This window comes from Stenotrophomonas maltophilia group sp. P373, from assembly GCF_053295075.1.
In genome coordinates, this window is the sequence record NZ_CM129994.1 from 1295933 (window position 1) to 1319034 (window position 23102).

Annotated in this window: 10 protein-coding genes; 6 read left to right on the forward strand and 4 right to left on the reverse strand. The window is 65.1% G+C overall.

What is annotated here, in order from left to right; all coding sequences use genetic code 11:
- Positions 1–19: 19 nt before the first annotated feature.
- From ACSYHF_RS06015 to ACSYHF_RS06040, 6 genes are all read left to right on the forward strand, one after another.
- Positions 20–12298, forward strand: a complete 12279-nt coding sequence (locus ACSYHF_RS06015) for a hemagglutinin repeat-containing protein (RefSeq protein ID WP_447576168.1) — start codon at positions 20–22, stop codon at positions 12296–12298.
- 634 nt (positions 12299–12932) lie between these two features.
- Entirely contained in the window at positions 12933–13226 is a 294-nt protein-coding gene (locus tag ACSYHF_RS06020; RefSeq protein WP_447576169.1) for a hypothetical protein, read from the forward strand.
- Positions 13227–13315: 89 nt separating this feature from the next.
- Positions 13316–13867: a hypothetical protein gene (locus tag ACSYHF_RS06025; protein WP_447576170.1), complete on the forward strand. Its 552-nt coding sequence runs from the start codon at positions 13316–13318 to the stop codon at positions 13865–13867.
- Between the two features lie 130 nt (positions 13868–13997).
- Positions 13998–14885 (forward strand): DUF2628 domain-containing protein, encoded by an 888-nt coding sequence (locus ACSYHF_RS06030; protein ID WP_447576171.1) that lies wholly within the window; start codon positions 13998–14000, stop codon positions 14883–14885.
- Positions 14886–15480: 595 nt separating this feature from the next.
- Complete coding sequence (locus ACSYHF_RS06035; protein WP_095377816.1) at positions 15481–17703, forward strand: methyl-accepting chemotaxis protein; 2223 nt, start codon at positions 15481–15483, stop codon at positions 17701–17703.
- A 165-nt stretch (positions 17704–17868) separates the two neighbouring features.
- Positions 17869–18237, forward strand: coding sequence for a glycine zipper 2TM domain-containing protein (locus ACSYHF_RS06040; protein WP_005415760.1), 369 nt, complete (start codon positions 17869–17871; stop codon positions 18235–18237).
- 128 nt (positions 18238–18365) lie between these two features.
- On the opposite strand, the gene ACSYHF_RS06045 is transcribed toward ACSYHF_RS06040, so the two are convergent.
- Genes ACSYHF_RS06045 through ACSYHF_RS06060 form a run of 4 tightly spaced genes read right to left on the reverse strand, consistent with a single transcriptional unit; the run spans position 18366 to position 23074 of the window.
- Positions 18366–19493 (reverse strand): ABC transporter permease, encoded by a 1128-nt coding sequence (locus ACSYHF_RS06045; RefSeq protein ID WP_111127958.1) that lies wholly within the window; start codon positions 19491–19493, stop codon positions 18366–18368.
- On the reverse strand, positions 19490–20677 hold the full coding sequence (locus ACSYHF_RS06050) for an ABC transporter permease (protein WP_053498154.1): 1188 nt from the start codon (positions 20675–20677) through the stop codon (positions 19490–19492). The genes ACSYHF_RS06045 and ACSYHF_RS06050 overlap by 4 nt, the downstream gene beginning before the upstream one ends.
- Complete coding sequence (locus ACSYHF_RS06055; protein WP_447576172.1) at positions 20662–21675, reverse strand: HlyD family secretion protein; 1014 nt, start codon at positions 21673–21675, stop codon at positions 20662–20664. Before ACSYHF_RS06055 ends, ACSYHF_RS06050 begins: the two co-directional genes overlap by 16 nt.
- A complete protein-coding gene (locus tag ACSYHF_RS06060; RefSeq protein ID WP_447576173.1) occupies positions 21668–23074 on the reverse strand; it encodes a TolC family protein in 1407 nt (468 codons plus the stop codon). The genes ACSYHF_RS06055 and ACSYHF_RS06060 overlap by 8 nt, the downstream gene beginning before the upstream one ends.
- Between the last annotated feature and the right edge of the window lie 28 nt (positions 23075–23102).

Consider the following 23102-nt stretch of genomic DNA (forward strand, 5'->3'; position numbering starts at 1 on the left):
CGCCACAAGGACACGTGACATGAACACTATCTATCGTCTGGTTTTCAACCGCGCGCTGCGCGTCTGGCAGGTGGCTTCGGAGCTGGTGAAGGGCGGCGGTGGCCTGGTCGGCCATGTGCCGGGCCGGCAGAGTGCTGCGCTGTCGCCGCTGGGCTTCGCGCTGATGTGCTCACTGGGCTGGGTCAGCATGGGAACGCCTGCGCTGGCGCAGTCCGATGCGCGCATCATTTCCGATCCGAATGCGCCGGGCCGTGAACGGCCGACGATGGTGACCGCACCCAATGGCGTGCCGATGGTGAACATCACCACGCCGTCGGCGGCGGGTGTGTCGCGCAACCGCTATTCGCAGTTCGATGTCGGACGCGAGGGCGTCATCCTCAACAACGCCCGCGGCCAGGTGCAGACGCAGCTGGGTGGCTGGGTGCAGGGCAATCCGTGGCTTGCCACCGGCAGTGCGCGGGTCATCCTCAATGAGGTGAACGGTCCGGCCAGCCGGCTCAACGGCTACGTGGAAGTGGCCGGGCAGCGCGCCGAAGTGATCATTGCCAACCCGGCCGGGATCCAGGTCAATGGCGGCGGTTTCCTCAATGCCAGCCGGGTGACCCTGACCACCGGCACGCCGATGTTCACGGGTGCAGGCGCACTTGAGGGCTATCGGGTCACCGGTGGCGCGATCCAGATCGATGGCGATGGCCTGGACACCAGCCGTGCCGATTACACCGACCTGATCACCCGTTCGTTGCAGGTCAACGCCGGCATCTGGGCCAACCAGCTGCAGGCGACGCTGGGCAACAACGTAGTCAGTGCCGACCACAGCCAGGCCAGCGCGACCGCGGCCAGCGGCGAGGCACCGGCCTTCGCGCTGGACGTTGGCGCGCTGGGCGGCATGTTCGCCAACAAGATCTGGCTGGTCGGCAACGAGCACGGCGTGGGCGTGCGCAATGCCGGCAGCATTGGCGCACAGGCCGGCGAGCTGGTGGTGACGGTGGATGGCCGGCTGGAAAACACCGGTGCCCTGCAGTCGCGGCAGAACGTGCGCGTGCAGGCCGGTGGCGATCTTGCCAATGGCGGCACCATCGCCGCCACGCGCGAAGTTGCGATCACCACCGGCGGCACGCTGGACAACAGCGGCGGCACGCTCAATGCACAGCGCTTGCAGGTGGAGGCGCAGAGCCTGCGCAACCGTGGCGGCGCCATTGAACAGACCGGTGTGCAAGCGCTGGCACTCAAGGCCGACGCAGCCAGCAACCGTAGCAATGGCCTGTTGGGTGCACTGGATGCCGTCGCATCCGGTGGCAACGGCAGTGGCCCGGGGGGCGGTACGTTGCCGGGCAGTGGCGGCGGAACGCCGGGAACCGGTAGCCCGGGTACGGGGACGCCGGGTACAGGCGGTGGCTCGACCGGCACGCCGACCTCGCCGGTGGTACCGATGGCCGAGGGCCTGATCGCCATCGTCGGCATGCTGGACAACGACGGCGGCAGCATCGCCAACGGTGGTGCGGTATCGCTCGCCACACGTGCCGGCCTCGACAACAGTGGAGGCCGCCTGGGTGTGGCCGCGCTGCGGGCGGGTGGCGATCTGCGCAATGATGGCGGCACGCTGCAGGTGCATGGCGATGCCGCGTTGCAGGTGGGCCTGTTGTCGAACCAGAAGGGTGCGCTGAGCGTGGCCGGCGACCTGTCGCTTGATGCGCAGGCGCTCGACAACCGCGGTGGTGAACTGCGCCACGCCGGCAAGGCGGCATCGTCGTGGACGGTGCAGGGCCTGTTCAACAACGACGGTGGCCTGCTGGCCACCAATGCCACGCAGCTGGCCTTGCGCGCGGGCCAGGTCGGCAATGCCGGTGGCCGCATCGAACACGCCGGTGGCGGTGGTCTCGCGTTGGATACGGGCGACTGGGCCGGCAGCGGTGGGCGACTGAGTACCCTGGGCCGCCTGCAATGGTCGACCGGCAATGCCGATCTGCGCAACGGTTCGCTCAGTGCGGCGGCGTTCGACATCCTCGCCGCGACGCTGGACAACCGCGGCGGCAGCCTGCTGTCGCTCGGTACCGGGGCCAGTTCGGTGAAGGCCACGACGCTGGACAACAGTGCCCGCGGCATGTTGGCCGGCAACGGCGATCTGGCACTGGTCGCGACCACGCTGGACAACAGCAACGGCCTGGTTCAGCAGGCTGGCACCGGCACCCTGAGCGTGCAGGCCGATACGTTGCGTGGCAGCGGAGGGCGCCTGCTCAGCAACGGCGCGCTGGTGTTGTCCGGCGGCGAGCTGGACGTGAGTGGTGGTACGACATCGGCGCAGAGTGTGCAGATCCACGCCGGGGCACTGCGCAACCGCCAGGGCCAGATCGTTTCGCAGGGTATCTCGGAGCTGGCACTGGACGTGCGCGATGCGCTCGACAATCAGGGCGGCCAGATCGTCGGCAACGGCGGCCTGCGCATCGACGCCGGTCGCATCGACAACCAGAAGGGCACGCTGCAGTCGGCTGGTACGCAGGGAGTGTCCCTGGCGGTGCGCGGCACCCTGGACAACAGCGGCGGCGGCATCTCCGGCAATGGCCAGGTGCAGCTGCAGGTTGGCAGCCTGGTCAACCAGGGCGGCAAGGTGCTGGCCGCAGGCAGTGGTGCGCTGCAGGCGCAGGCCCGCGAACTCCTGGACAACAGCAACGGTGGTCGCCTGGCCGGTACTGGCGATCTGCGATTGCAGGCGGTACGGCTGGACAACCGCAGTGGGGCGATCGAACACGCCGGCGGCGGCATCTTGCAGATCCACGCCGATGGCCTGCAGGGCGCGGGCGGCCGCATCCTCAGCCAGTCGTCGCTGATGCTTGAGGGCGGCCAATTGCAGCTGGGGGCCGGCAGCATTACCCAGGCCGAGCGCATCGCCATCGATGCGCAGCACCTGGACAATGCCGGCGGCAACCTCAGCGCGACCGGCAGCGACATGCTACGGCTGCACGTGGCGCAGCGCGTGGACAACAGTGGCGGTACGATCGCCGGCAACGGCGCGCTGGATGTACAGGCCGGTGAACTGATCAACCGCAAGGGCACGCTCAGCGGTGCCGGAACGGCTGACGGCACGCTGCAGATCGCCGGAGCGCTGGACAATCACGAAGGCACGATCGCCAGCAATGCCAAACGCCTGACGGTCACTTCCGCACGGCTGGACAACAGAGGCGGCAGCATCCGCCAGGCCGGCAACCTGGGCCTGGATATCACCACCGGCCGCCTGGACGGCAGCAAGGGCACGCTGGTCTCCTCGGCCACGCTGACCCTGCGTGCTGGCGACGTGGATCATCGTGACGCGACGCTGGGCGCCGATCGCCTCGACCTTGAGGCCACTACGCTCGACAACGCCGGTGGCCGCATCATCGCCAGCGGCGAAGGTGCCAGTCGCATCAAGGCCACGACGCTGGGCAATGCCGGTGGCACGCTGGCCAGCAATGGCGACCTGGCCCTGCTGGCACAGGCGCTGGACAACCGTGCAGGCAGGATCCAGCACGCGGGGAGCGGCCAGCTGCAGGTCTCGGCGAAGACCCTGCTGGGCAACGGCGGCAGCGTGCTCAGCAATGGCAGCTTCGCGCTGGATGGCGCCAACCTCGATCTGACCGCGGCAACCACCTCGGCGCGCCGCGTCGACATCACCGCCGATACCCTGACCACCTCCGGTGGCACGCTCACCGCAACCGGTGAAGACGCGCTGCGCCTGCGCGTACAGGGTGTGCTGGACAATCGCGGTGGATCGCTGGCCAGCAATGGCGCGCTGGATGTCAGCGCGCAGCAGCTGATCAATGCACAGGGCACGCTGCAGGGTGCAGGCAGCGGTCACTCCACGCTGGCGATCGGCCAGGCGCTGGACAACCAGAAGGGCCGCATCCTGCTGGGCGGTGCCGGCACCCTCACCGCAGCCAGCCTGAGCAACCTGGGCGGTACCGTGCATGCGGGCGGCAGCGCGCTGGTGCTGGGCGTTGACGGTCGCCTCGACAATGGCGAGCAGGGCCTGCTGTCCAGCACCGGCATGATGACCCTGGATGCCGACAGTCTCGACAACCGCCACGGCACCCTGGTCGCCGGCAAGGACCTGATGGTGACTACGGCGGCCGGCGTGGGCAACAGCGACGGCGCGATGCAGGCCGGCGAACGGCTGCAGTTGCAGGGCAACGGCCTGCTCAACCAGCGCGGCACGCTGCTGGGCGGCCAGCTGGACATCGATACCCGCGGCCAGCGGCTGGACAACCGCGCCGGCACGCTGGGCACGCAGAAGGGCGACCTGATCGTTCGCAGTGGCGCGATGGACAACCAGGGCGGTCGCGTGCAGTCGGCGGCCGACCTGGCCATCAACACGGCCGGGCAGGACATCGACAACCGCGCCACCGCCGGCAGCGGTGGATTGCTGGCGGCCGGAAAGCTGCAGCTGGATGGTGGCGTGCTGGACAACCGTGGCGGCGCAGTCAATGCACAAGGCGATGCACGCTTGCTGCTGGCCCGCGTCGACAACAGTTCCGGTGGAACACTTGCCAGCGCCGCGAATCTGTCGCTGCAGGCGGCGAGCCTGGCCAATGCCAGTGGGCGCGTGCAGGCCGGGCGCAACCTCGACCTGACCCTGGACGGGCACCTGGACAACGCCGACGGCGCGATCGCGGCCGGCCAGCTGCTGACCCTCACGGCCGCCAGCGTGGACAACCGCAACACCCGTGGCGGCGACGGCACGCGTGGTCTGCAGGCGGGCCAGCTGCAGTTCGGCGCCCAGTGGCTGGACAACAGCCAGGGCCAGGTCGTCACCGATGGCGGTGCGCGGCTGCAGATCAACGGCCAGCTGCAGAACACCGGCGGCGTGATCAGCACCGGCGGCAACCTGGACAGCCAGGCGGACAACGTCGCCAACAGCGGCGGCCTGCTGCGCGCCGATGGCAGCCAGACCCTGGTCGCACGTGCGCTCAGCGAAGACGGCCAGGTGCATGCGCAGCGTGACCTCGGCCTCACCCTGCAGCAGGGCATGCGCCAACGTGGCGAATGGATCGCCAACGGCACGCTGTCGCTGAACCTGCACGGCGACCTCGACAACCAGGGTGTGGTGCGTGGTGGCAATCTCGACCTCAACGCCCAGAACATCACCAATGCGGCCTCGGGTGAGATCTCCAGCCAGGGCACGACCCACCTCAATGCCCGTGGCCAGCTGACCAACCGCGGCCTGATCGATGGCGCGCTGACCCACCTGGAGGCCAGCGAAATCGACAATCTTGGCACCGGGCGAATCTATGGTGATCGCGTGGCGATCTCCACCGGCGTGCTGAAGAATCGCGCCGAAGAGGCCGGTGGTGCCACCCGCGTCGGCACCGTGGCTGCACGCGAGCGCCTGGACCTGGGCGTGCGCGAGCTGCAGAACACCGGCAAGGGCCTGATCTACAGCGGCGGTGATGCTGCCATCGGCGGCACGCTCGGCGCCGATCGCATCGCCAGTGGTATTGCAGGGCGGATCGACAACATCAGCTCGGTCATCGATGTGAGCGGCAACCTGTCCATCGATGCGCAGGTGGTCAACAACATCCGCGAGAACGTGGTCATCACACAGACCACCACCGTGAACGCTCCGGTGCGCATGGATCGACCCGCCTGGTGGCGCAACGGCAAGAATGGCACCGAGGACATTCGCAGCACCAGTCACTATTCGGCGCACGAGGTGTACTACCTCAACCCGACCGATATCCTGGAAGACACGCCGCACATCACGCCGGATGGCTTTACCGTGCACCGTGCGGTGGTACGACTGACCGCGCAGACCAGTGCCTACTTCTTCGGGCGCGGTGGGCTGTATGCCGCGCTGGGTGAGCGTGCGCGGCTGAACGTGCAGGACGGCACGGTGGTGATGTACTACGTCGGCCGCCAGGACAACCAGGTCAATCCGGACCAGGTTGCCGCTGGTGCCGACGATCCGTTTGCCGAGCTGGCCACCCTGCATCCCGATTCGCCGGCATTCCGCTACGTCGATGACAAACTCACCTACTCGTCAGCGTATGGCACCTGTACGACCAACTGCGTGCAGTTGTGGACCTACAAGGACTACGATCCCGACCGCATTCTGACCAGCCCACAGTTTGCGGGCGGCAACTCCACCAGTGCCAACGAGCAGTATCGCCTGGCCACGCGCACCGTGACCGAAGATGTGTTGCAGCCGAGCGCCGGTGCCGATGCGGTCATCCGGTCAGGCGGTGCGATGCGCATCCGCAGCGATGACCTGCGCAACCACTACGGCAGCATTGCCGCCGGCGGCGATCTGGACATCATCGGCCTGACCGGCGCGGCAAAGGTGGAGAACCTGGCGGCCACGCTGTATCGCACGCACCAGTTCTCCAACGTCAGCCACACGTTCGGCGGGGATGTGATGACCTGGAGTGCTCCGGCCATTTCCGAGGTGACCGGTAAGATTGGCGGCAGCATTGTCAGCGGCGGCTCGTTGAGCATCGACGTCGGTGACCTGAGCAACCTCAACCAGGGGCGAAACGCGCCGAACGTGCAGAACGGTTCGGCCATGGCCAACCTCAACGTGCAGGGGCCCAAGGCGCTGCCGGATGGGCCGGGCCATGGCGGTGCGCAGGGGCCGGGCCAGTCCGCCGGCACCGGTGCCGAACGCGCGCTGGCACAGGCGGCCGATGGTGCCAGTACCCAGCAAGGGAGCAGCGTCGGCGGCGTGAGCGGCAACACCGGTACGTCCGGGCCGCGCGTGGTCGCAGCCAGTGGAGGATCGCCGGATCGCATCGCGATGGGTGCACCGGACACGCGCGCGCCGAGCGCCAGCCTGTTCAACGTCAATCCCAACGGCGGCCACTATCTGGTCGAGACCGATCCGCGCTTCACCGACCACAAGACCTGGCTGAGTTCGGACCACCTGCTGGGCCAGATGGGCTACTCGCCCGATACCGTGCAGAAGCGGCTGGGTGATGGCTACTACGAGCAGAAGCTGGTGCGCGAGCAGATCGGCCAGCTGACCGGTCGCCGCTTCCTGGACGGCTACGCCAGTGACGAGGCGCAGTACCGCGCGCTGCTGGAGGCCGGTGCCACGGTGGCCAGCGAATGGGGCCTTCGCCCCGGCGTGGCGCTGACCGAAGCGCAGATGGCACAGCTGACCAGCGACATCGTCTGGCTGGTCGAGCAGACCGTCACCCTGGCCGATGGCAGCACCACCACCGCGCTGGTGCCGCAGGTCTACCTGCGCCTGCGCCCGGGAGACCTCGACGGCAACGGTGCACTGCTGGCCGGTGCCAATGTCGATATCAAACTGGGCAATGGCCTGGTCAACACCGGCAACATGGCCGGCCGCAAGCTGGTGACCATCGATGCCGGCAACATCGAGCATCTGGGCGGCAGCATTTCCGGCCAGTACGTCGGGCTGTCGTCGGACAAGGACATCCGTGTTGTCGGTGCCGCCGTGACGGCCACCGATGCGCTGTCGGTCAAGGCCGCGGGCAATGTCACGGTGGCCTCCACGGTGGAGACACAGCAGGGCGGTGGCACCTACCAGTACGAGACCAACCGCATTGATCGGGTTGCTGGTCTGTATGTGACCAACCCCAGTGGCGACGGCATGCTGTCGGTGGTGGCTGGCGGTGACATCAACCTGCAGGCCGCACAGATCCGCAACGCCGGCGCCGACGGCCTGACCCAGCTGGCCGCAGGCGGCACTCTGGATGTTGGCGCGATTGCGCTGGAGGAGCGCCGCGACGCCACCTTCGATGAACGCAACCACCAGCGCAGCAGCAGGACGACACACGCTGCCTCGTCGGTGCAGGGCGCTGGCGACGTGGTGCTCGCCGCTGGCAAGGACATCAACCTTGCTGCAGCGCAGATCAATGCTGGTGGTGGCCTGGCATTGCAGGCCGGCGGTGACATCAACAGCCAGGCGCTGGTGGACAGTGAGAGCCGGGATTTTGCCAATGCAGGCAAGCGCAGCTCGCTGCAGGTCAGCCAGCGTGATGAAACGGTGCGCGGCAGTACGTTGCAGGCCGGAGACAATCTGCTGCTGAACGCGGGCCGGGACGTGAGCCTTACAGCCGCGTTGGTCGACAGCAATGACGGCGCGGTAAGCGTGGCCGCAGGCCGCGACGTCAACCTGCTCTCGGCCAACGAGACGCACGACTACAGTCTGGACAGCTACGACAAGAAAAAGAAGACGCTCTCCAGCACCACCACCACGCGCAGCGTCGACGCCAGCGACAGCTATGCCATCGGCACGGCGATCCAGGGCGAGCGCATCAACATCACGGCTGGCCGCGATCTGACTGCGGTAGGTGCGGTGGTCGATGCCACCGGCAACGTGATTCTGGGGGCTGGCAACAATGTGCTGATCACTGCCGCCGAGGACCATCACAGCAGTGAGTCCAACGAAAGCAAAAAGAAGTCCGGCGTTACCGGGGGCTTCGGCAACGGCGTGGCATCGGTGGGCTATAGCAGCGCGAAGAACAGCAGCACCCACGCCGAGCAGTCCACCATCCAGGTGGGATCGGCGATCGCCTCGCGCGACGGCAATGTGCTGATCAATGCTGGCAACACGCTGACGATCGAGGCCTCGGACGTCGCCGCAGGCGAGAGCCTGACATTGGTGGGCAAGGACATTGCGTTGCTGGCGCGACAGGACACCACGGACAGCCAATCCAGTCAGGCCAGCAAGTCCAGCGGCTTCTCCGTGGGCGTGACTTACGACCCGACCAAGGCCTACCGTAGCGCCCGCGATTCGACCACCGACGGCATGGCCGACAGTGGTTCGGCGATGGGGCGGATCACCCGCACCGCTGAAGGCGCAGCCTCCGGCCTGCGTGCGGCCACCACGTCGACCGTGGTGACCGCCGGCAGCCAGCGCGCCAGCAGCGAGCAGAGCCATTCGACCAGTGATGCCCGCGTCAGCCAGTTGGCTGCAGGCGGCGATCTCACGTTGATTGCCAACGGCGGCTCGATCCTCAGTCAGGGCACACAGATGTCGGCCGAGGGCAACGCTGTGCTGCTGGCCACCCAGGACATCGTGTTCGACGTGGCCCACAACACCGAGCGCAGCGACAGCAGCAGCCGCGGCAAGGGCTGGGGCTTTGCCAACAACACCAGCGGCCTGCCGTTCGGTACCAACAACTCGCAGAGCCAGGGCAGCGGCAGCAGTGACACCATCACCGGCACGCAGTTGTCGGTCGGCGGCGGCGTGCGCATGGCCACCACCGAGGGCAACATCAGCCTGACCGCAGCCAACATCGCGGCCGAGAAGGACGTCAGCATCCGTGCCGCCGGTGATCTGCTGGTGCGCAGTGGGCAGGATACGGTCAGCAACGCCAATACGTCCGACAGCAAGGCGATCGGCACGGTACAGATATCGGATACCGAGAAGTTCTCCGGCTGGCACCGCGAGCAGCACCAGGACGACAGCGCGCAGGTGTCACAGGTGGCCAGCAGCATCGGCAGTCTGGGCGGCAGCGTGAACCTGACCGCCAGAGGCAAGTACACGCAGACGGCCAGCAACGTGGTGGCCGCCAAGGACGTGAACATCACCGCCGCCGAGATCGAGCTGTTGACCGCCGACGAAATCGGCCACTACTCGCAGAGCGACAAGGACCTGAAGATCGGCGCGTTCGCGCGGGTGAAGTCGCCGTTGATCGATCTGATCAACAACGTGGACGCGGCCCGTCAGTCGGATGATCGCCTGCAGAAGATGCAGGGCATGGCGGCGGGCGCCAACGCGTACCAGGCAGCCAGTGCGATCTCGGCACTGTCCGGCCGTGGCGGCAGTGGCGAACTGTTCCGTGCTGAAGCAGGCATCGGTTTCAAGACCGCCAACAGCAGTGCCGATGGCAGCAGCAGGGTGTCGCGTGGCTCCACCATCCAGGGCGGTGGCAACGTCAACCTGACCAGCACCACGGGCGACATCCACGTGATGCAGGGCAATCTGAGTGCAGGCAACGCCCTCAGCCTGGATTCGGCCGGCGACATCCTGCTGGAAGCAGGCAAGGCGCATGTGGCCGACCGCAGCAAGAGCAGCAATGCCGGCGCCGAAGTCGGCGTGGGGGTCTCTGTAGGCGCGCAGACCGGCGTGTACGTGTACGCCGAAGCCAGTGTTGGCAGCAGCAAGGCCAATGCCGAGAGCAGCACCTGGCAGAACACCACGCTGACCGGCAAGAACATTTCGATGAAGGCCGAGGGCGATACCACGCTGCGTGGCGCCACGGCGACCGCTGATCGCATCGACGTCAAGACCGGCGGCACGCTGACGATCGAGTCGCTGCAGGACATCGCCGAGAGCATGTCCAGGAACAGCCAGGTGGGTGGCCGCGTACAGGTGTCGTTCGGTACCGCGTGGAATGCCGACGGGTATGCCAGTGCAGGCAAGGCCAGCGGCAGCTATCAGGGTGTTGGCCAGCAGAGCGGCCTGTTTGCAGGCAATGGTGGGTACCACGTCGACGCCGGCCACGTGAATCTGGTGGGCGGCGCGATTGCCAGCACCCATGCGGGCAACAGCGAACTGACTGCGGGCTCGCTGACGTTCACTGACCTGCAGAACCACATGGACTACACGGCCAGCTCCGGCAGCATCAGTGGTGGTGCGGGCGGGAAGATGGATGGCTGGGCGCCCAAGCCGGGAACGGCCGCACCGCGAGGTGGTCCGGGCCTGCCGATGATGGAAAAGGGCAGCGACAGCAGCTCCACCCTTGCCACCTTGACCGAGGGCAACATCACCATCGGTGGCAAGCAGACGTCGGCGGCGGAGCTGGGCATCAACACCGACGCCAGTGGAGCGCATCGTGCGCTGGAGGCATTGCCGGATGCGAGCAAGCTGCTGGCAGACCAGCAGGCGATGGCGGCTGCCGCTGGGACGGTGATGGCCACCAGCCAGCAGATTGCATGGGACGTTCAAGCCTATCAGAGCAAGAAGGCAACCCAGGCGTACTACGATGGCCTGTCGTCCGATGATAAGAAGGCGTTCAACGCGCTCAGCGCGGAACAGCGCGATGCGGTGCTGACGGCAAACAGCCAAGCTTATAACGATGCGAAGAAGTGGGGTGATGGCGGTGAGTACAGCCGTGCCCTGAGCGCAGTGACGACGGCTGTGGTAGGGGGCGTAGCCGGCCAGGGCGCCGGTCAGGTCGCGTCCAATGCGCTGGCGCCCTATGCCGCTTACTTCATCGGCAGCAAGCTGGACCCAAACCACGGCAGCGATCCCAATGCGACCCTGCAATTGCTGTCGCATGCGGTGTTGGGTGCGCTGCTGGCAGAAGCCAATGGTGGCAGCGCGGGAACCGGAGCGGTGTCCGCGGCCGGCGGTGAGTTGGCCGCGAAGGTGCTGACCAATACGTTGACCGGAGGAGACCCGTCCAGGCTGAGCCCGGAGCAGAAGGAGATGGTGCTGGCGTTGTCGCAGGCGGTGGGAGCACTGGCGAGTGGGTTGTCAGGGCAGGATCTGGCTGGGATCGCGTTGAATGCGGGGATCGCCAAGAATTCGGTTGAGAATAACTTCCTTGCAGAGGACCAGGCTCGTGTATTGAAGCAGCAGCTCGACGAGTGCGGGGGTGACACTTCATGCCAGAAGACGGTACGCGACGTTGCCAAGCAATTGTCGGAGAGAATGGATTACGAGCTGCTCTCGGTGTGCACTGCGAACTCAGCGAGCCCCGCGTGTCAGGCGTTTGTCAATGCGGCCGTTTCGTACAAGTATGGCTTGTGGCCCGGAGAGCTTGGGCTGTTCGATGATCTTGGCCGCAGTAGCGAGGCGCTTTCTTCGTTTGCCCACTCCATCAATGGACGTGCCTATCGTGAGCTGATATTTGAGAACGGTGGGATCCAGCCGGTCTATATCCTGCCTCAGGAGCACACTGTAGCTGCACTGGCGGAGTGGACCGGAAATCTTGACAGGACGATCGATCAGTACGGCCTCTTCTCGAAGGAATCGTCAGCTGAGCTAGGGCTTGGGCTTGCGAAGGTACTGCTTCGAAAATATGGCGCTGTTACCATAATCGAAGGGAGCGGAGGCTTCGGGAAGGGGGCGAAAGCGGGCAGCTCCGAAGCACTGCAGCGAGCGACGTCTGGGCCAGTCTATGCAACGAATAAGGAGGCGACTGCTGCTGCCACGGCTTTGGGCTTTAGGCGTGTAAAGGAGACTGCTCACGATGGTGAGCTTGTCTTTACTAATGGAAAGATATTTATTTCAAGGGATGTGGATGGCCATAATGGTGGTGCTTGGAAGGCAGCGAAATCGGTGAAGGCGCTAGGTAGCCGAGATACCCGGCTTGGTACGTTTGATTCTAGTTTGAAAAGGATAGGGGGGTGAACTTTGAGTGGGTCTTCTTGGGTGGTTCGTGGTAAGACGATCAAGGATTTAATTGAGGAGCTTATGACTTTTGAGGATCAAGGCATGTATGTAGAGATTTCAGTTGATGGTGGTGATACCGTTCGGCCGATAAGCTTGGTTGGGAAAGATGGAGGGAAGTGCGTGCTGTTCTATTTCGGTGATGACGCTTAGTGCTAGGTATTTCCTTAGTCTTTCTTTCTGGGCTGATTCTTAGGAGTCATTGCCTCTGACTGGTCTGCCGCCTCGGCGCTTCTCAGAAAATGGTCTGTTGATCTGTGCTTCCGCCGCGCGTCGACGCATCGGGCGGACCGGAGGCGTCGTGTTAAAAGCGGTGTCGAATGGTGGCAATGGTCCATGGTGGCAATCTGCCCATGAACAGCACTCGCCTTCTGGTTTCCGAACCGCTGGCGCTCGGCCCGATTGCTTTGCTATCGGGCGGGGGGCGGGGACGATCCGTATGTACAGGTGTCGTCCGGCACCGCGTGGAAAGCCGACGGTCACACCAGTGCAAGCAAGGCCGACGGCAGCTATATGTTTATAGCAGGAAGTGATGATGAGGCGTTGGGGTTATAGTGATTACGTGAGGTCGGTAAGCTCTGATGTGGAAGAGGGCATGGGTAAGTTGGGCTATGACTTCGGCCAAGCTATTCTATTTGCATATTCTTCTCTCGAGTTGAAGTTGGAGAATTTTCCCGAGGAGGAGATTTTTGCGCTAACTGCGCTTCTTGCTTGCATATTGGATAGGGGGGCTTTGTCGCTTTGTGAGGTTGAGGATGAGATTCCATTTAAGTTTGCAGGAAGTTGCGCGGACGACAGCGTCGGTAATGCCTCTCAGGCGTTGAATGGAGCCGAGCTCGTAGATTTCTTGGGCGACTTGGAGCGAGTAAAGGTGGCGCTGAGTGCATGAGTAGTACGGTGTTGTTTCGCACACTTAGAGTTTAGCTTTCATTGAGATTTATTCGTTATCTTTTGAGCGAAATGTGGGTGTGGGAATAAATGGTGTGGTCTGGGGTTTTGTGTGCAATTGATTGGGATGCGCCGATTGTTCCTGGCGTATCCATGGCAGCCATACCTCTGCATGCGTCATACGGTGATCTGGACGCGGCTATTGCTGCATTTCTGATCGACGCGGATGCTCAGTTGTACAGGTTTAAGGACGGGCCTGATCTTCGTCTGGAAAGGTATGGTCCTGACGAGCATGGAAACGGCGGGCTCCCGTTCTCCCTGCTTGGCGGTGATCGCACTGGTGATATGGCTGCGCTCTCTATTACGATCGGCGACTGGGGTGTGCGGGCGATCAAGGTTTACGCATTGGGGATGCCGTGGGATGTCGTTGCACGTAAGTCCTATCGTGGACTTGCAGCAGGTTCAGTTGGCATTGGAAGTCTGGTTTCAGATTTTCTTGGCTTCACCGAGTTGCATTTCGATGAAGCAGAGGAGTGGTTCTGTAGCGGAGGTCAGTACGCTGCCCTCGAAATTTCCGGTTGGGGTGTGCCGCTTGAGGATGAGCCGGAGCAGGTCGTGACTGCAATCTGCGTCGTGGCTTGAGAGTGTTTATGGTCGTTGCATTGAGTTCGAGTAAGGCCGCGCTGAGTACAGGCGGGGTGGGACTCAATAGCCGAGATGCTACGTGGTAAGCGGTCTTGAGTGATTTCGTGTCGAGTTTGGATGAAAAATAATGAGAGCAAGGATTGAACCCACCTTCGGCAGCGCCGTCGGTGAAGCGGTACAGAGCACAGATGCAACCTCTGATGGGCCGAGCGAGAAGGACGCACTGGCGATCGTGGTAGGAGACCGGTTCTCCACCTACCTCCACTACTGGAGGCTGTACGACGCAAGCGGCAGGGCGCCAAGGCGCTGGAACTGGCCGGCATTCCTGTTCTCGTCACTCTGGTTCTTCTTCCGGCGCATGCATGCGTGGGGCGCGATCTGGTTCATCCTTTCGCCGTTGCTGATGACCACCTTCGTGCTGCTGGGGCTGCCATGGTTGTCCTTGCTCTCCTTCGTGGTGTTTCGCGTACTTGCAGGAATCCTGGCGAATCCGCTGTACCTGGCGCATTGCCGAAGGATTGTCCGCAAGGTTGATGCCGAGCATCGCGGGGCACATCGGAGGCACCTTGAGCTGCAGAAGGCTGGTGGTGTCAGCTACACCGCTCTGGTGATCGCCTTGGCGGTAACGGCCTCACAGAACACCCTGATCAAACTGATCGTTGGTTCGATATCAGAGCCAACGCCCACGCAGTCTGCTCTGCACGTGGCGGCGAACCCGCCGGATCTGCCGGACCCGCAGATGGAGGAAGCGGAGCAGGTCGAGTACCAGGAGCAAATGCGTGCGATTGCAATGACGGCGTGGCCAGCAGGTGTTCCCATCGAGGGCAATGCCTGCATTGTCGAGCTGCGACTGGCGCCCCCGGGGCGAGTACTGGAGGCCAATGTTCTGGAGCCCTGCACGTTGAGCGAGGAGCAGCGCGAGATGATGCTGGGCGAGATCAGGCGCACGGACTTCACGATCGAGGGGAAGATGCGGTTCTTCAACAGGCATACCCTCATCGGCTTGCGCAGGTAATGAGCATTTCGCTGTTTCTCGAAGTCGAAGCCGGTGCAGATCTGGCTGCCGTGCTGCACGCTCTGGATTCGATCCAGGCCGAGTACTCCGACGGTACTGACGGTCTGCGCGGATATCTTCCAGCATCCAACACCGGCTTCGGGATCGTCGACCCGCCGGAAGCTGTCGTAGCGGAAGGGATTAGGCCTCGTGGCAGGTGGGCCTGCTGGGTTCGTTCCATTTCCGCGCGTGCAGGTTTGAAAGCGCCTGGGAGGAAATCTGCCACTTCATCAAGCGTTACGCCGCGGCGTGCGGGTTCCGGTTTGTGCTCTCTTTCCAGTTCGAGAGCATCTATGCGGCAAGGCTCGGGAAGGATCTGATCTTCCCGGGGCCAGCTGCCCCGTAATGCCGCGCAACGGGCTGGCAGGTCCCTGTCTGATCCCATTCTCGCTACCCGTGGCGATATACCTTATGGATACAGCGCCTTCGTGGGTTGTCTGATTTCACACCTGTCTGCACAGTTCCAGAGTTTTAGATCGATATAATAATATCGACCCATAAAGTTTCCCCTGCCTGCGCCGCCATCGATCGTACGGCCATGATCAAGGGAATTGAGATGCTCGCCTTACGCAACCTCCGTGTGGGATCCCGGCTGGGGGCCGGGTTCGGTTTGCTGCTGCTGTTCATCGTGGCCATCGTCGGCCTGGCGCTGTACGGAAACCATCTGAAGTCTGCCCAGTTCTCGAAAGTGGTGGACGTAAATATGGTGAAGATGCGGCTGTTGAACGAGATGCTGGATACCAACAACGCGGTGCTGATGCATCGCCGGCTGATGGTGATCAAGCGCGGTGAGGATTTCGACAAGGATTATCAGAAGGCGCAGGAGCTGTCGCAGACCTACGACGGTATCTGGGCCAAGTACATCAAGATTCCACGCGATGCCACCGGTGATGCCCTGGTGGCGAAGATCGACGCGGCACGCAAGGCCACCGACGCCTCCACCCAGCATCTGCACGAGCGCATGAAGGCCGGTGATTTCGACGGTGCGGCCAAGGAACTGCTCGCCGAGCACGGCCTGGCTGCCGCATGGAATGAGACGATCTCGACCCTGCTGCGGCATCAGGAGACACTGACCGCGCGCAGCCGCGAGGAATACCGTTCAACCGAATCCTGGACCGGCACGCTGTCGATCGTGTTCGGCGTGCTGAGCCTGATACTGGGCTCGCTGGCCGCGTGGGCCATCACCCGCAGCCTGACCCGCCCGCTGGAAGGTGCGGTGAAGCTGGCCGACGGCATCGCCAACGGGCGGCTGGACAACAGCATCGACGCGTCCGGCAACGATGAGGTGACGCAGCTGCTCAGGTCGATGCAGCGCATGCAGGCGCAGTTGCAGTCGGTGATGGCGGCGCAGGGCGAGCTGGCCCGCCAGCACGATGCCGGCAGCCTCAGCTATCGCATGGACGAGGCTGCCTTCCCCGGCGACTACGGGCGCATGGTGCACGAGACGAATGCGCTGGTCGGCTCGCATGTGCAGGTGCAGAACCGGCTGATCGAAGTGATGAAGCATTACGCCCGTGGCGACCTGTCGGTGGACATGGATCCGCTGCCGGGCGAGAAGGCGGCGATCACCCAGGCAATGGACGAGACCAAGACCAGCCTGTCGGCGATCAACTGCGAGATCCGCCGGCTGGCGACGGCCGCGGCGGCGGGCGACTTCAGCCTGCGCGGCGATGAAGATCGCTTCGCCTATGATTTCCGCGACATGGTGGCAGGGCTCAATCGCCTGATGCAGACCACCGACGAGAACCTGGTGCAGGTGTCGACGCTGCTGCAGGCGATCTCGCGCGGTGACCTCACCGTACGCATGCAGGGTGACTTCCACGGCGTGTTCGCCCGCATGCGCGATGACTGCAATGCCACCGTCGATCAGCTCAAGCAGATTGTCGGCCGCATCCAGTCCAGTGCGTCCAGCATCAACCTCGCAGCAGGCGAGATTGCCTCGGGCAACACCGATCTGTCGCGGCGTACCGAACAGCAGGCGGCAAACCTGGAAGAGACCGCAGCATCGATGGAGGAACTGACCTCCACCGTGAAGCAGAACGCCGAGCATGCACGCCAGGCCAATCAGCTCGCCATCGGCGCGCACGGTGTCGCCTCGCAGGGCGGCGAGGTGGTCGGCCAGGTGGTCACCACGATGTCGGCCATCGAAGCCTCGTCGAAGAAGATCGCCGAGATCATCAGTGTCATCGACGGCATCGCCTTCCAGACCAACATCCTGGCCTTGAACGCGGCGGTGGAAGCCGCGCGTGCAGGCGAGCAGGGCAGGGGCTTTGCGGTGGTGGCCAGTGAGGTGCGCACGCTGGCACAGCGCTCGGCCGGAGCGGCCAAGGAGATCAAGGGCCTGATCGAGGATTCGGTCGGCAAGGTCGCCGATGGATCGGCGCTGGTCCGCCAGGCAGGCACCACGATGGGAGAGATCGTGGCGTCGGTGCAGCGCGTGACCGACATCATGGCTGATATCTCCGCCGCATCGCAGGAGCAGAGCTCGGGCATCGAGCAGGTGAACCAGGCTGTGGTGCAGATGGATGAGACCACGCAGCAGAATGCGGCGCTGGTGGAAGAGGCCAGTGCAGCGGCACGCTCGATGGAAGAGCAGGCCAACCTGCTGGCTGAGGCGGTTTCGGTGTTCCGCACGGGTGCGGCGACGGCAGCGGCGGTGGTACGCCCCGCATTGGCAGCGGTAGCTGCGACGGTCACCCCGGTACGCCGGCCCGCTGCGCTTTCACCCCGCATCGAACCGACACTGGCGGCCAATGCCGGTGGTTGGGAAGAGTTCTAGAACGTGGCACGCCGGTAGGGAGACGGCGCCCATCACGATGGCTGATCGTGATGGGCGCGGATTTTCTTCCTGAACGCGCGATGGCCGATGAGGTGGCGGACACGCGCATTTCACCTTGGGTTGCCAACCGCGGGAGGACACTTGTGCCATACCGGAACTCAGGAGATGGCCATGAAGACCTCGACCCGATTGCTTGTGCTGGGCACCCTGCTGGCGGCTTCGTCGGTGGCCGGCGCGCAGACGTATGGGCCGCGCGATGAGGGACGCAAGTTCAACGACGGCAGCCGCGTGGTCTGCAAGAACGTGGAAGTGCAGCGCAACTCGCGCGATCCGAACCGCATCGCCGGTACGGCCACCGGCGCGGTGATCGGCGGCCTGCTGGGCAACCAGGTGGGCGGCGGCAATGGCAAGAAGCTCGCTACCGTGGCCGGTGCTGTTGCCGGTGGCGCGGCCGGTCGCCAGATCCAGGGCAACAGCCAGCAGAAGAATGGCGACCGCGTGGTCGAGCGCCGCTGCGAACGCGTCTATCGCTGATCGATCGCCGACAGCCCCAGTTTTCCCCTTCCACATCGCAGTACTTGAACGCCGGCCCCGCGCCGGCGTTCTTCGTTGCAGGAAAAGGGGACGGAGGGGATTAAGTCGCAATCTCCCAAACCGGCCGGTTACGACTTAATTCCCTCCGTCCCCTTTTTTGCGAGGAGGCGCCAGGTGGCGAGGCTGCCGTAGAGCAGCAGCAGGACGGTGAGGGTGATCAGTTCGTGGCTGATGTCGGCCAGGCGGGCGTCCATCTGGTTCAGGCGCACCATCAGGTTGATGCCCGAGGTGGTCGGCAGCAGCTGTGCCAGCCAGACCAGCGGTTGCGGCGTCATCACCGCCGGCCACGACAGGTTGGCGAGGAAAAACAGCGGGATCGAGGTGGCGATGATGTACTGGAAGGCGCGTTCGCGGGTACGGAAGAAGCTGCCGATGAACAGGCCGAACGCCACCGTCGCGGCGATGAACAAGGTGCCGCCCAGCAGCTGGCCCAGCGGGTTGCCTCCTCGTGGATAGTCCTGCACCCAGGCGGTGAACCCGGCATACCAGAACAAACCGAACAGGCCGATCAGGCCGAAGCCCATCGCCATGCCGGCCAGGGTCGGGAGGTCGAAGCGCAGGCGCCGGCCGAGCGCGAGGCGGCGGCCGCCGAGGAGAACGCCGATGCCCATCAACAGCGTCTGGTGCACGATCAGCTCGGCCACGCCGGGCACGATGGCGCTGCCATAGCCTTCCTGGGTGTTGTACAGCGGGCGCTGTACCAGGGTGACCGGCGGTGCCTGTGGCGCGCCCATGAAGGCGGCCTGGCCGACCACGGCGTCGCGCCCGAATGCGCCCAGTGCATCGGCCACGCTGCCCAGCACCCAGCTGGCACGGCCCAGGTAGGCACCGTTGCCAAGCAATACCAGCTTGGCCGGATGGCCGCTCAGGATGTCGCGTTCCAGGTTGGCCGGGATCACGACGATGCCTTCGGCGTGGCCGGCTTCGAGCTGCTGGCGTGCGCTGTCGACGTCCGCCGGTTGCCCGACCACGCGCGCAACGCGCAGCGCGTCGAGCTTGCGCAGCAGCTCGCGGCTGGTCGCGCTGTGGTCTTCGTCCACCACCAGCACCGGCAGGTTGCCGGCCACCTGGTGCCGGTAGGCGGCTGGATAGAAGAACGAATACAGGATCACCGCACCGACCATCACCACGATCGCGTAGCGGTCGCACAGCACCGCCATCAGGGTCTGCCGCAGGCTGCGCCAGAGCATGCTCATGCGTCGGCCCCTGCGGATTGTGCGGCGGCAGGCGTGCGTGCAAAGGCGATCAGGCGCAGGCCGCCGATGCCACCGGCCACCACCGTCATCAACAGCAGCGTAGCCAGCGGCCATGCCGAAACCTGCAGCGGCGAGCCGATGAACTGCTGCTGGGTCTGCAGCTTGATGTAGGCGCTCAATGGCAGCAGCTGGTGCCAGACGCGGGTAAACAACGGCCCGTCCAGCACCGGGAAGGTGGCACTGGAAAACGCCAGTGCGGTGCCGATGCTCAGACCCACCGCGGACAGCGCGGTACCCATGTCGCGGGTGACGCCGACGAAAAACAACGCGTAGGCGGCCGTGGCCAGGTAGAACAGGGGCTGTGCGAGCAGCAGCAGGAGCACGCTGCCGGCCACACCATCGCCGCGCAGCCAGGCCAGGTAGCCGATGCCGAGCGCGCCATACAGCGAGAACAGCAGGAGGTACGGCGCGACCTTGCCGGCGATCGCCGACCACGGCGTGCGAGCCAGCCAGGCGGGCAGGGTGCCATCGCGGATCTCGCGGCCGAGGCTGCCGGCCACCGCAAGTGCCAGTACCAGTGACAGCACTGCCGGGAAGATCAGTGGCAGCAGGAACAATTCGTAGCTGCGCGCCGGGTTGTAGAGGATGTCCGACTGCACCGCGATCGGCGCCGCGCGCAGCTTGCCCGGGCCGACCTGCAGGCCGATGCGCTCGCGCAGCAGGCGTGCGTTCCATGCGGAAACCGCGTCGCCGATGTCGCGCGACGCGGACTGGCCGGTGGTCATGTAGGTGGCGTTGTAATAGGCGAACACCGTGCCCTGGCGCCCACGCAGCGCCTGCCGGGTGACATCGCGCGGCACCAGCACGATGGCGAACACGTCCAGGCTGCGCAGCTGCGAACGTGCCTCCTCCAGGTCCGCTGGCTGGCTGGCGACGCGTACGCCGGGACTTGCGTCGAGCATGCGCAGCAGAAGGCGGCTGTCACTGCTATGGTCAAGGTCGACCACAGCAATCGGGATATCGCGCATCACCGACGGCGTGAACATCCATGCCATCACTACCAGCATCAGTAGTGGCAGCAAGGTGACCAGCAGCAGGTCGGCACGGTTGCTGCGCAGCGACTGCAGCTCGCGCCGCCACGAAGCGGCGAAGCCGTTGCGGTCCGGGCTCAGTGCTGGGGCCATGCGAACAGCACGCTCATGCCGGGGCGGAAGCCCTCGATGCGGCGTACCGGGCGCACCCGCACCTCGAAGCTGCGGACGTCATAGCCGGACGACTGGCGGGTGGTACGCCAGGTTGCGTAGTCGCCGGCCGGATTGATGAAGTAGACCTCGAACTCACCATCCAGGTCCAGCGCCGGCACGCTGCCCTGCAGTTTGCTGCCGACCTTCAGGCCCTGCATCTGCGATTCGCGCAGGTTCATCGCCACCCACATGCGGTCGATGTCGACCAGGGTGAACACCGGATAGCCGGCTGGCACCAGCTCGCCCGGATCGGCCATGCGCTTGTTGATCTCGCCCGCCACCGGCGCACGTCCTTCCACTTCTGCTCGCGCGGCGTTGACCTCGGCCACCGCGCCCTGCGCCTGCTGTACCTGGCCCTGCGCGGCGCGCTTGTCCTGCTCGCGGGCGCCGGCCAATGCCATGTCGTACTGCGCGCGGGCGGCGCGGGCCAGTTCGCGCGAACTGGTGGCCTGGGCATGCGCTTCATCGCGCTTCTGCCGGGTCATCACCCCTTCGTTGAACAGGTTCTGCACGCGCTGGTAGGTCGCTTCGGCCAGCGTCGCGCCGGCTTCGGCCCGCTTCCAGTTCGCTTCGGCGGCTCGGATGTCTTCGCTGCGCGCGCCTTCATCGGCCTTGTCGGCCACCGCCTGCGCAGCGGCCAATGCGCCGTGCGCCTGCTGTTCCTTGGCGGCCACTTCGGGACTGTCGAGCAGGAACAGCACCTGCCCGGGCTGCACGCGATCGCCCTCGCGCACCTTCAGCTCGGCCACGCGCGCGGTGATCTTGGCGGCCACGTTGATCGTGTCCGCATCGGCCATGCCTTGGATCTGGTCGGCCGGGCTGCGCCAGGCCAGCCACAGGCCGAGCACCACCGCGACCAGCAGGACCACCAGCAGGATCGGTCCCAGCCGTCGCTTGCCGGGGGGCGTCGTCGCATCGTCGTGCAGCACATCACTCATGGTCGATCACCTCGTCCGCACGCCGCCGGAATTCTTCGAAACGGTCCATCTGTCCACTGATCTCCAGCAACTGTGCCAGCGCAATGTCGTATTGGTAGGCGGCCTGTGCGCGCTCGACACGGGCGCCGCCCAGGCCGAGCCGCGCATCGATCACATCCAGCGAGGTGGCCTGGCCTTCGCGGAACGCCAGCTCCTGCAGGCGCAGGTTTTCCTGTGCCTGGGCGATGCTGCTGTCGAGCAGCACGAACTGCTGGCGCGCGGTCTCAAGTTCGTTCCAGGCCTTGCGCACGCCCAGTGCGACCTGGTTCTCGGCCTCGCGCAGGCCCGCTTCGGCCTGGTCCTGCTGCGCACGCGCGGCGCTGATCTGCGCCGGCCGCGAGTTCGGCGACAGGAAGGTGTACTTCAGGCCGATGCCGAACGCCCAGTCCGGGTCGGTCAGCATCTCGTCGCGGCGACGGAAGTCGTACTGGCCGAAGGCGAAGATCTGCGGCTTCAGCTTGGCCTGCTGCACGCGCACGCCCTGTTCGGCCTGCGCCACCATCGCGCGCAAGCGCGCGATCTGCGGCTGGCGCGCCTGCGCCGTGCGCTCGAAGCTGGCCACCGGTTCCATCGGCACGCGCTGCACGAACAGCGGCGACACCGGCTGCACCTCGCCACCACTGCGCAGCAGCGTGGCCAGCGCGGCCTTCAGCGTAGCCAGATCGTTCACCGTCTTCTGGTATTCGCGCTCGGCCTTGTCGCGGGCCACGGTGGCCTGCAGGCGCTGGGCGCGGGTGGCGAAGCCCTCGCGCTCCAGCTTTTCTGCATCGGACAGGTGGCGGTTGAGGCCGTCGCGTACGTCGCGGCGCACGTCCACCGCCTGCTCGGCCAGGCGCTGGCCGAAGTAGGCCTGGGCCAGCTGCACGGTCAATGATTGGCGCTGTGCCTCGCGCTCGGCGTTGGCCTGCTCTTGGGCGGCGCTGGCCGCACGTTGCGCGGCCGGGATCACGCCGCCGGTGTACAGCGGCAGCACCGCGGTCACTACCGGGCGTGTACGCCAGTCGCGCTCGGTGAACGACAGCGGCGAATCGATACCGAAGGCTTCAGCCACGGGCGCCAGCGAGCCCAGTGGCAGGGTCAGGGTCTTCTGGAACTGCAGGCGGCGCACTTCGCCGGTGATCTCCGGCAGGCGCAGCAGGCGCGTGGCGTCCTGCAGGTCCTGCTTGTTGCGTACCGCTGCATCAGCCGCCGCCAGCGCATCGGAGACCTGCTCCAGGCGTTGGCGTGCCTGTTCCCAGTCCAATGCGGGGGCGTCGGTGTTGTTCTGCGCGGACGCAGCGGTTGGCAGGCAGGTCGCCAGCACCAGCGTCAGCGCGGCCTTCGCGCGGTGCATCCTTGTACGTCGGCCGATCACGCCCATGCCGTCCCAGTGGTAAAGAAGTGCGCAA

Bases quoted from the DNA above. Each gene is read 5' to 3' on its own strand.
- ACSYHF_RS06050 (WP_053498154.1), bottom strand. From the start codon at position 20,677: ATGGCCCCAGCACTGAGCCCGGACCGCAACGGCTTCGCCGCTTCGTGG.
- ACSYHF_RS06030 (WP_447576171.1), top strand. From the start codon at position 13,998: ATGAGAGCAAGGATTGAACCCACCTTCGGCAGCGCCGTCGGTGAAGCG.
- ACSYHF_RS06020 (WP_447576169.1), top strand. From the start codon at position 12,933: ATGGGTAAGTTGGGCTATGACTTCGGCCAAGCTATTCTATTTGCATAT.
- ACSYHF_RS06060 (WP_447576173.1), bottom strand. From the start codon at position 23,074: ATGGGCGTGATCGGCCGACGTACAAGGATGCACCGCGCGAAGGCCGCG.
- ACSYHF_RS06015 (WP_447576168.1), top strand. From the start codon at position 20: ATGAACACTATCTATCGTCTGGTTTTCAACCGCGCGCTGCGCGTCTGG.
- ACSYHF_RS06035 (WP_095377816.1), top strand. From the start codon at position 15,481: ATGCTCGCCTTACGCAACCTCCGTGTGGGATCCCGGCTGGGGGCCGGG.
- ACSYHF_RS06055 (WP_447576172.1), bottom strand. From the start codon at position 21,675: ATGAGTGATGTGCTGCACGACGATGCGACGACGCCCCCCGGCAAGCGA.
- ACSYHF_RS06045 (WP_111127958.1), bottom strand. From the start codon at position 19,493: ATGAGCATGCTCTGGCGCAGCCTGCGGCAGACCCTGATGGCGGTGCTG.
- ACSYHF_RS06025 (WP_447576170.1), top strand. From the start codon at position 13,316: ATGGTGTGGTCTGGGGTTTTGTGTGCAATTGATTGGGATGCGCCGATT.
- ACSYHF_RS06040 (WP_005415760.1), top strand. From the start codon at position 17,869: ATGGCCATGAAGACCTCGACCCGATTGCTTGTGCTGGGCACCCTGCTG.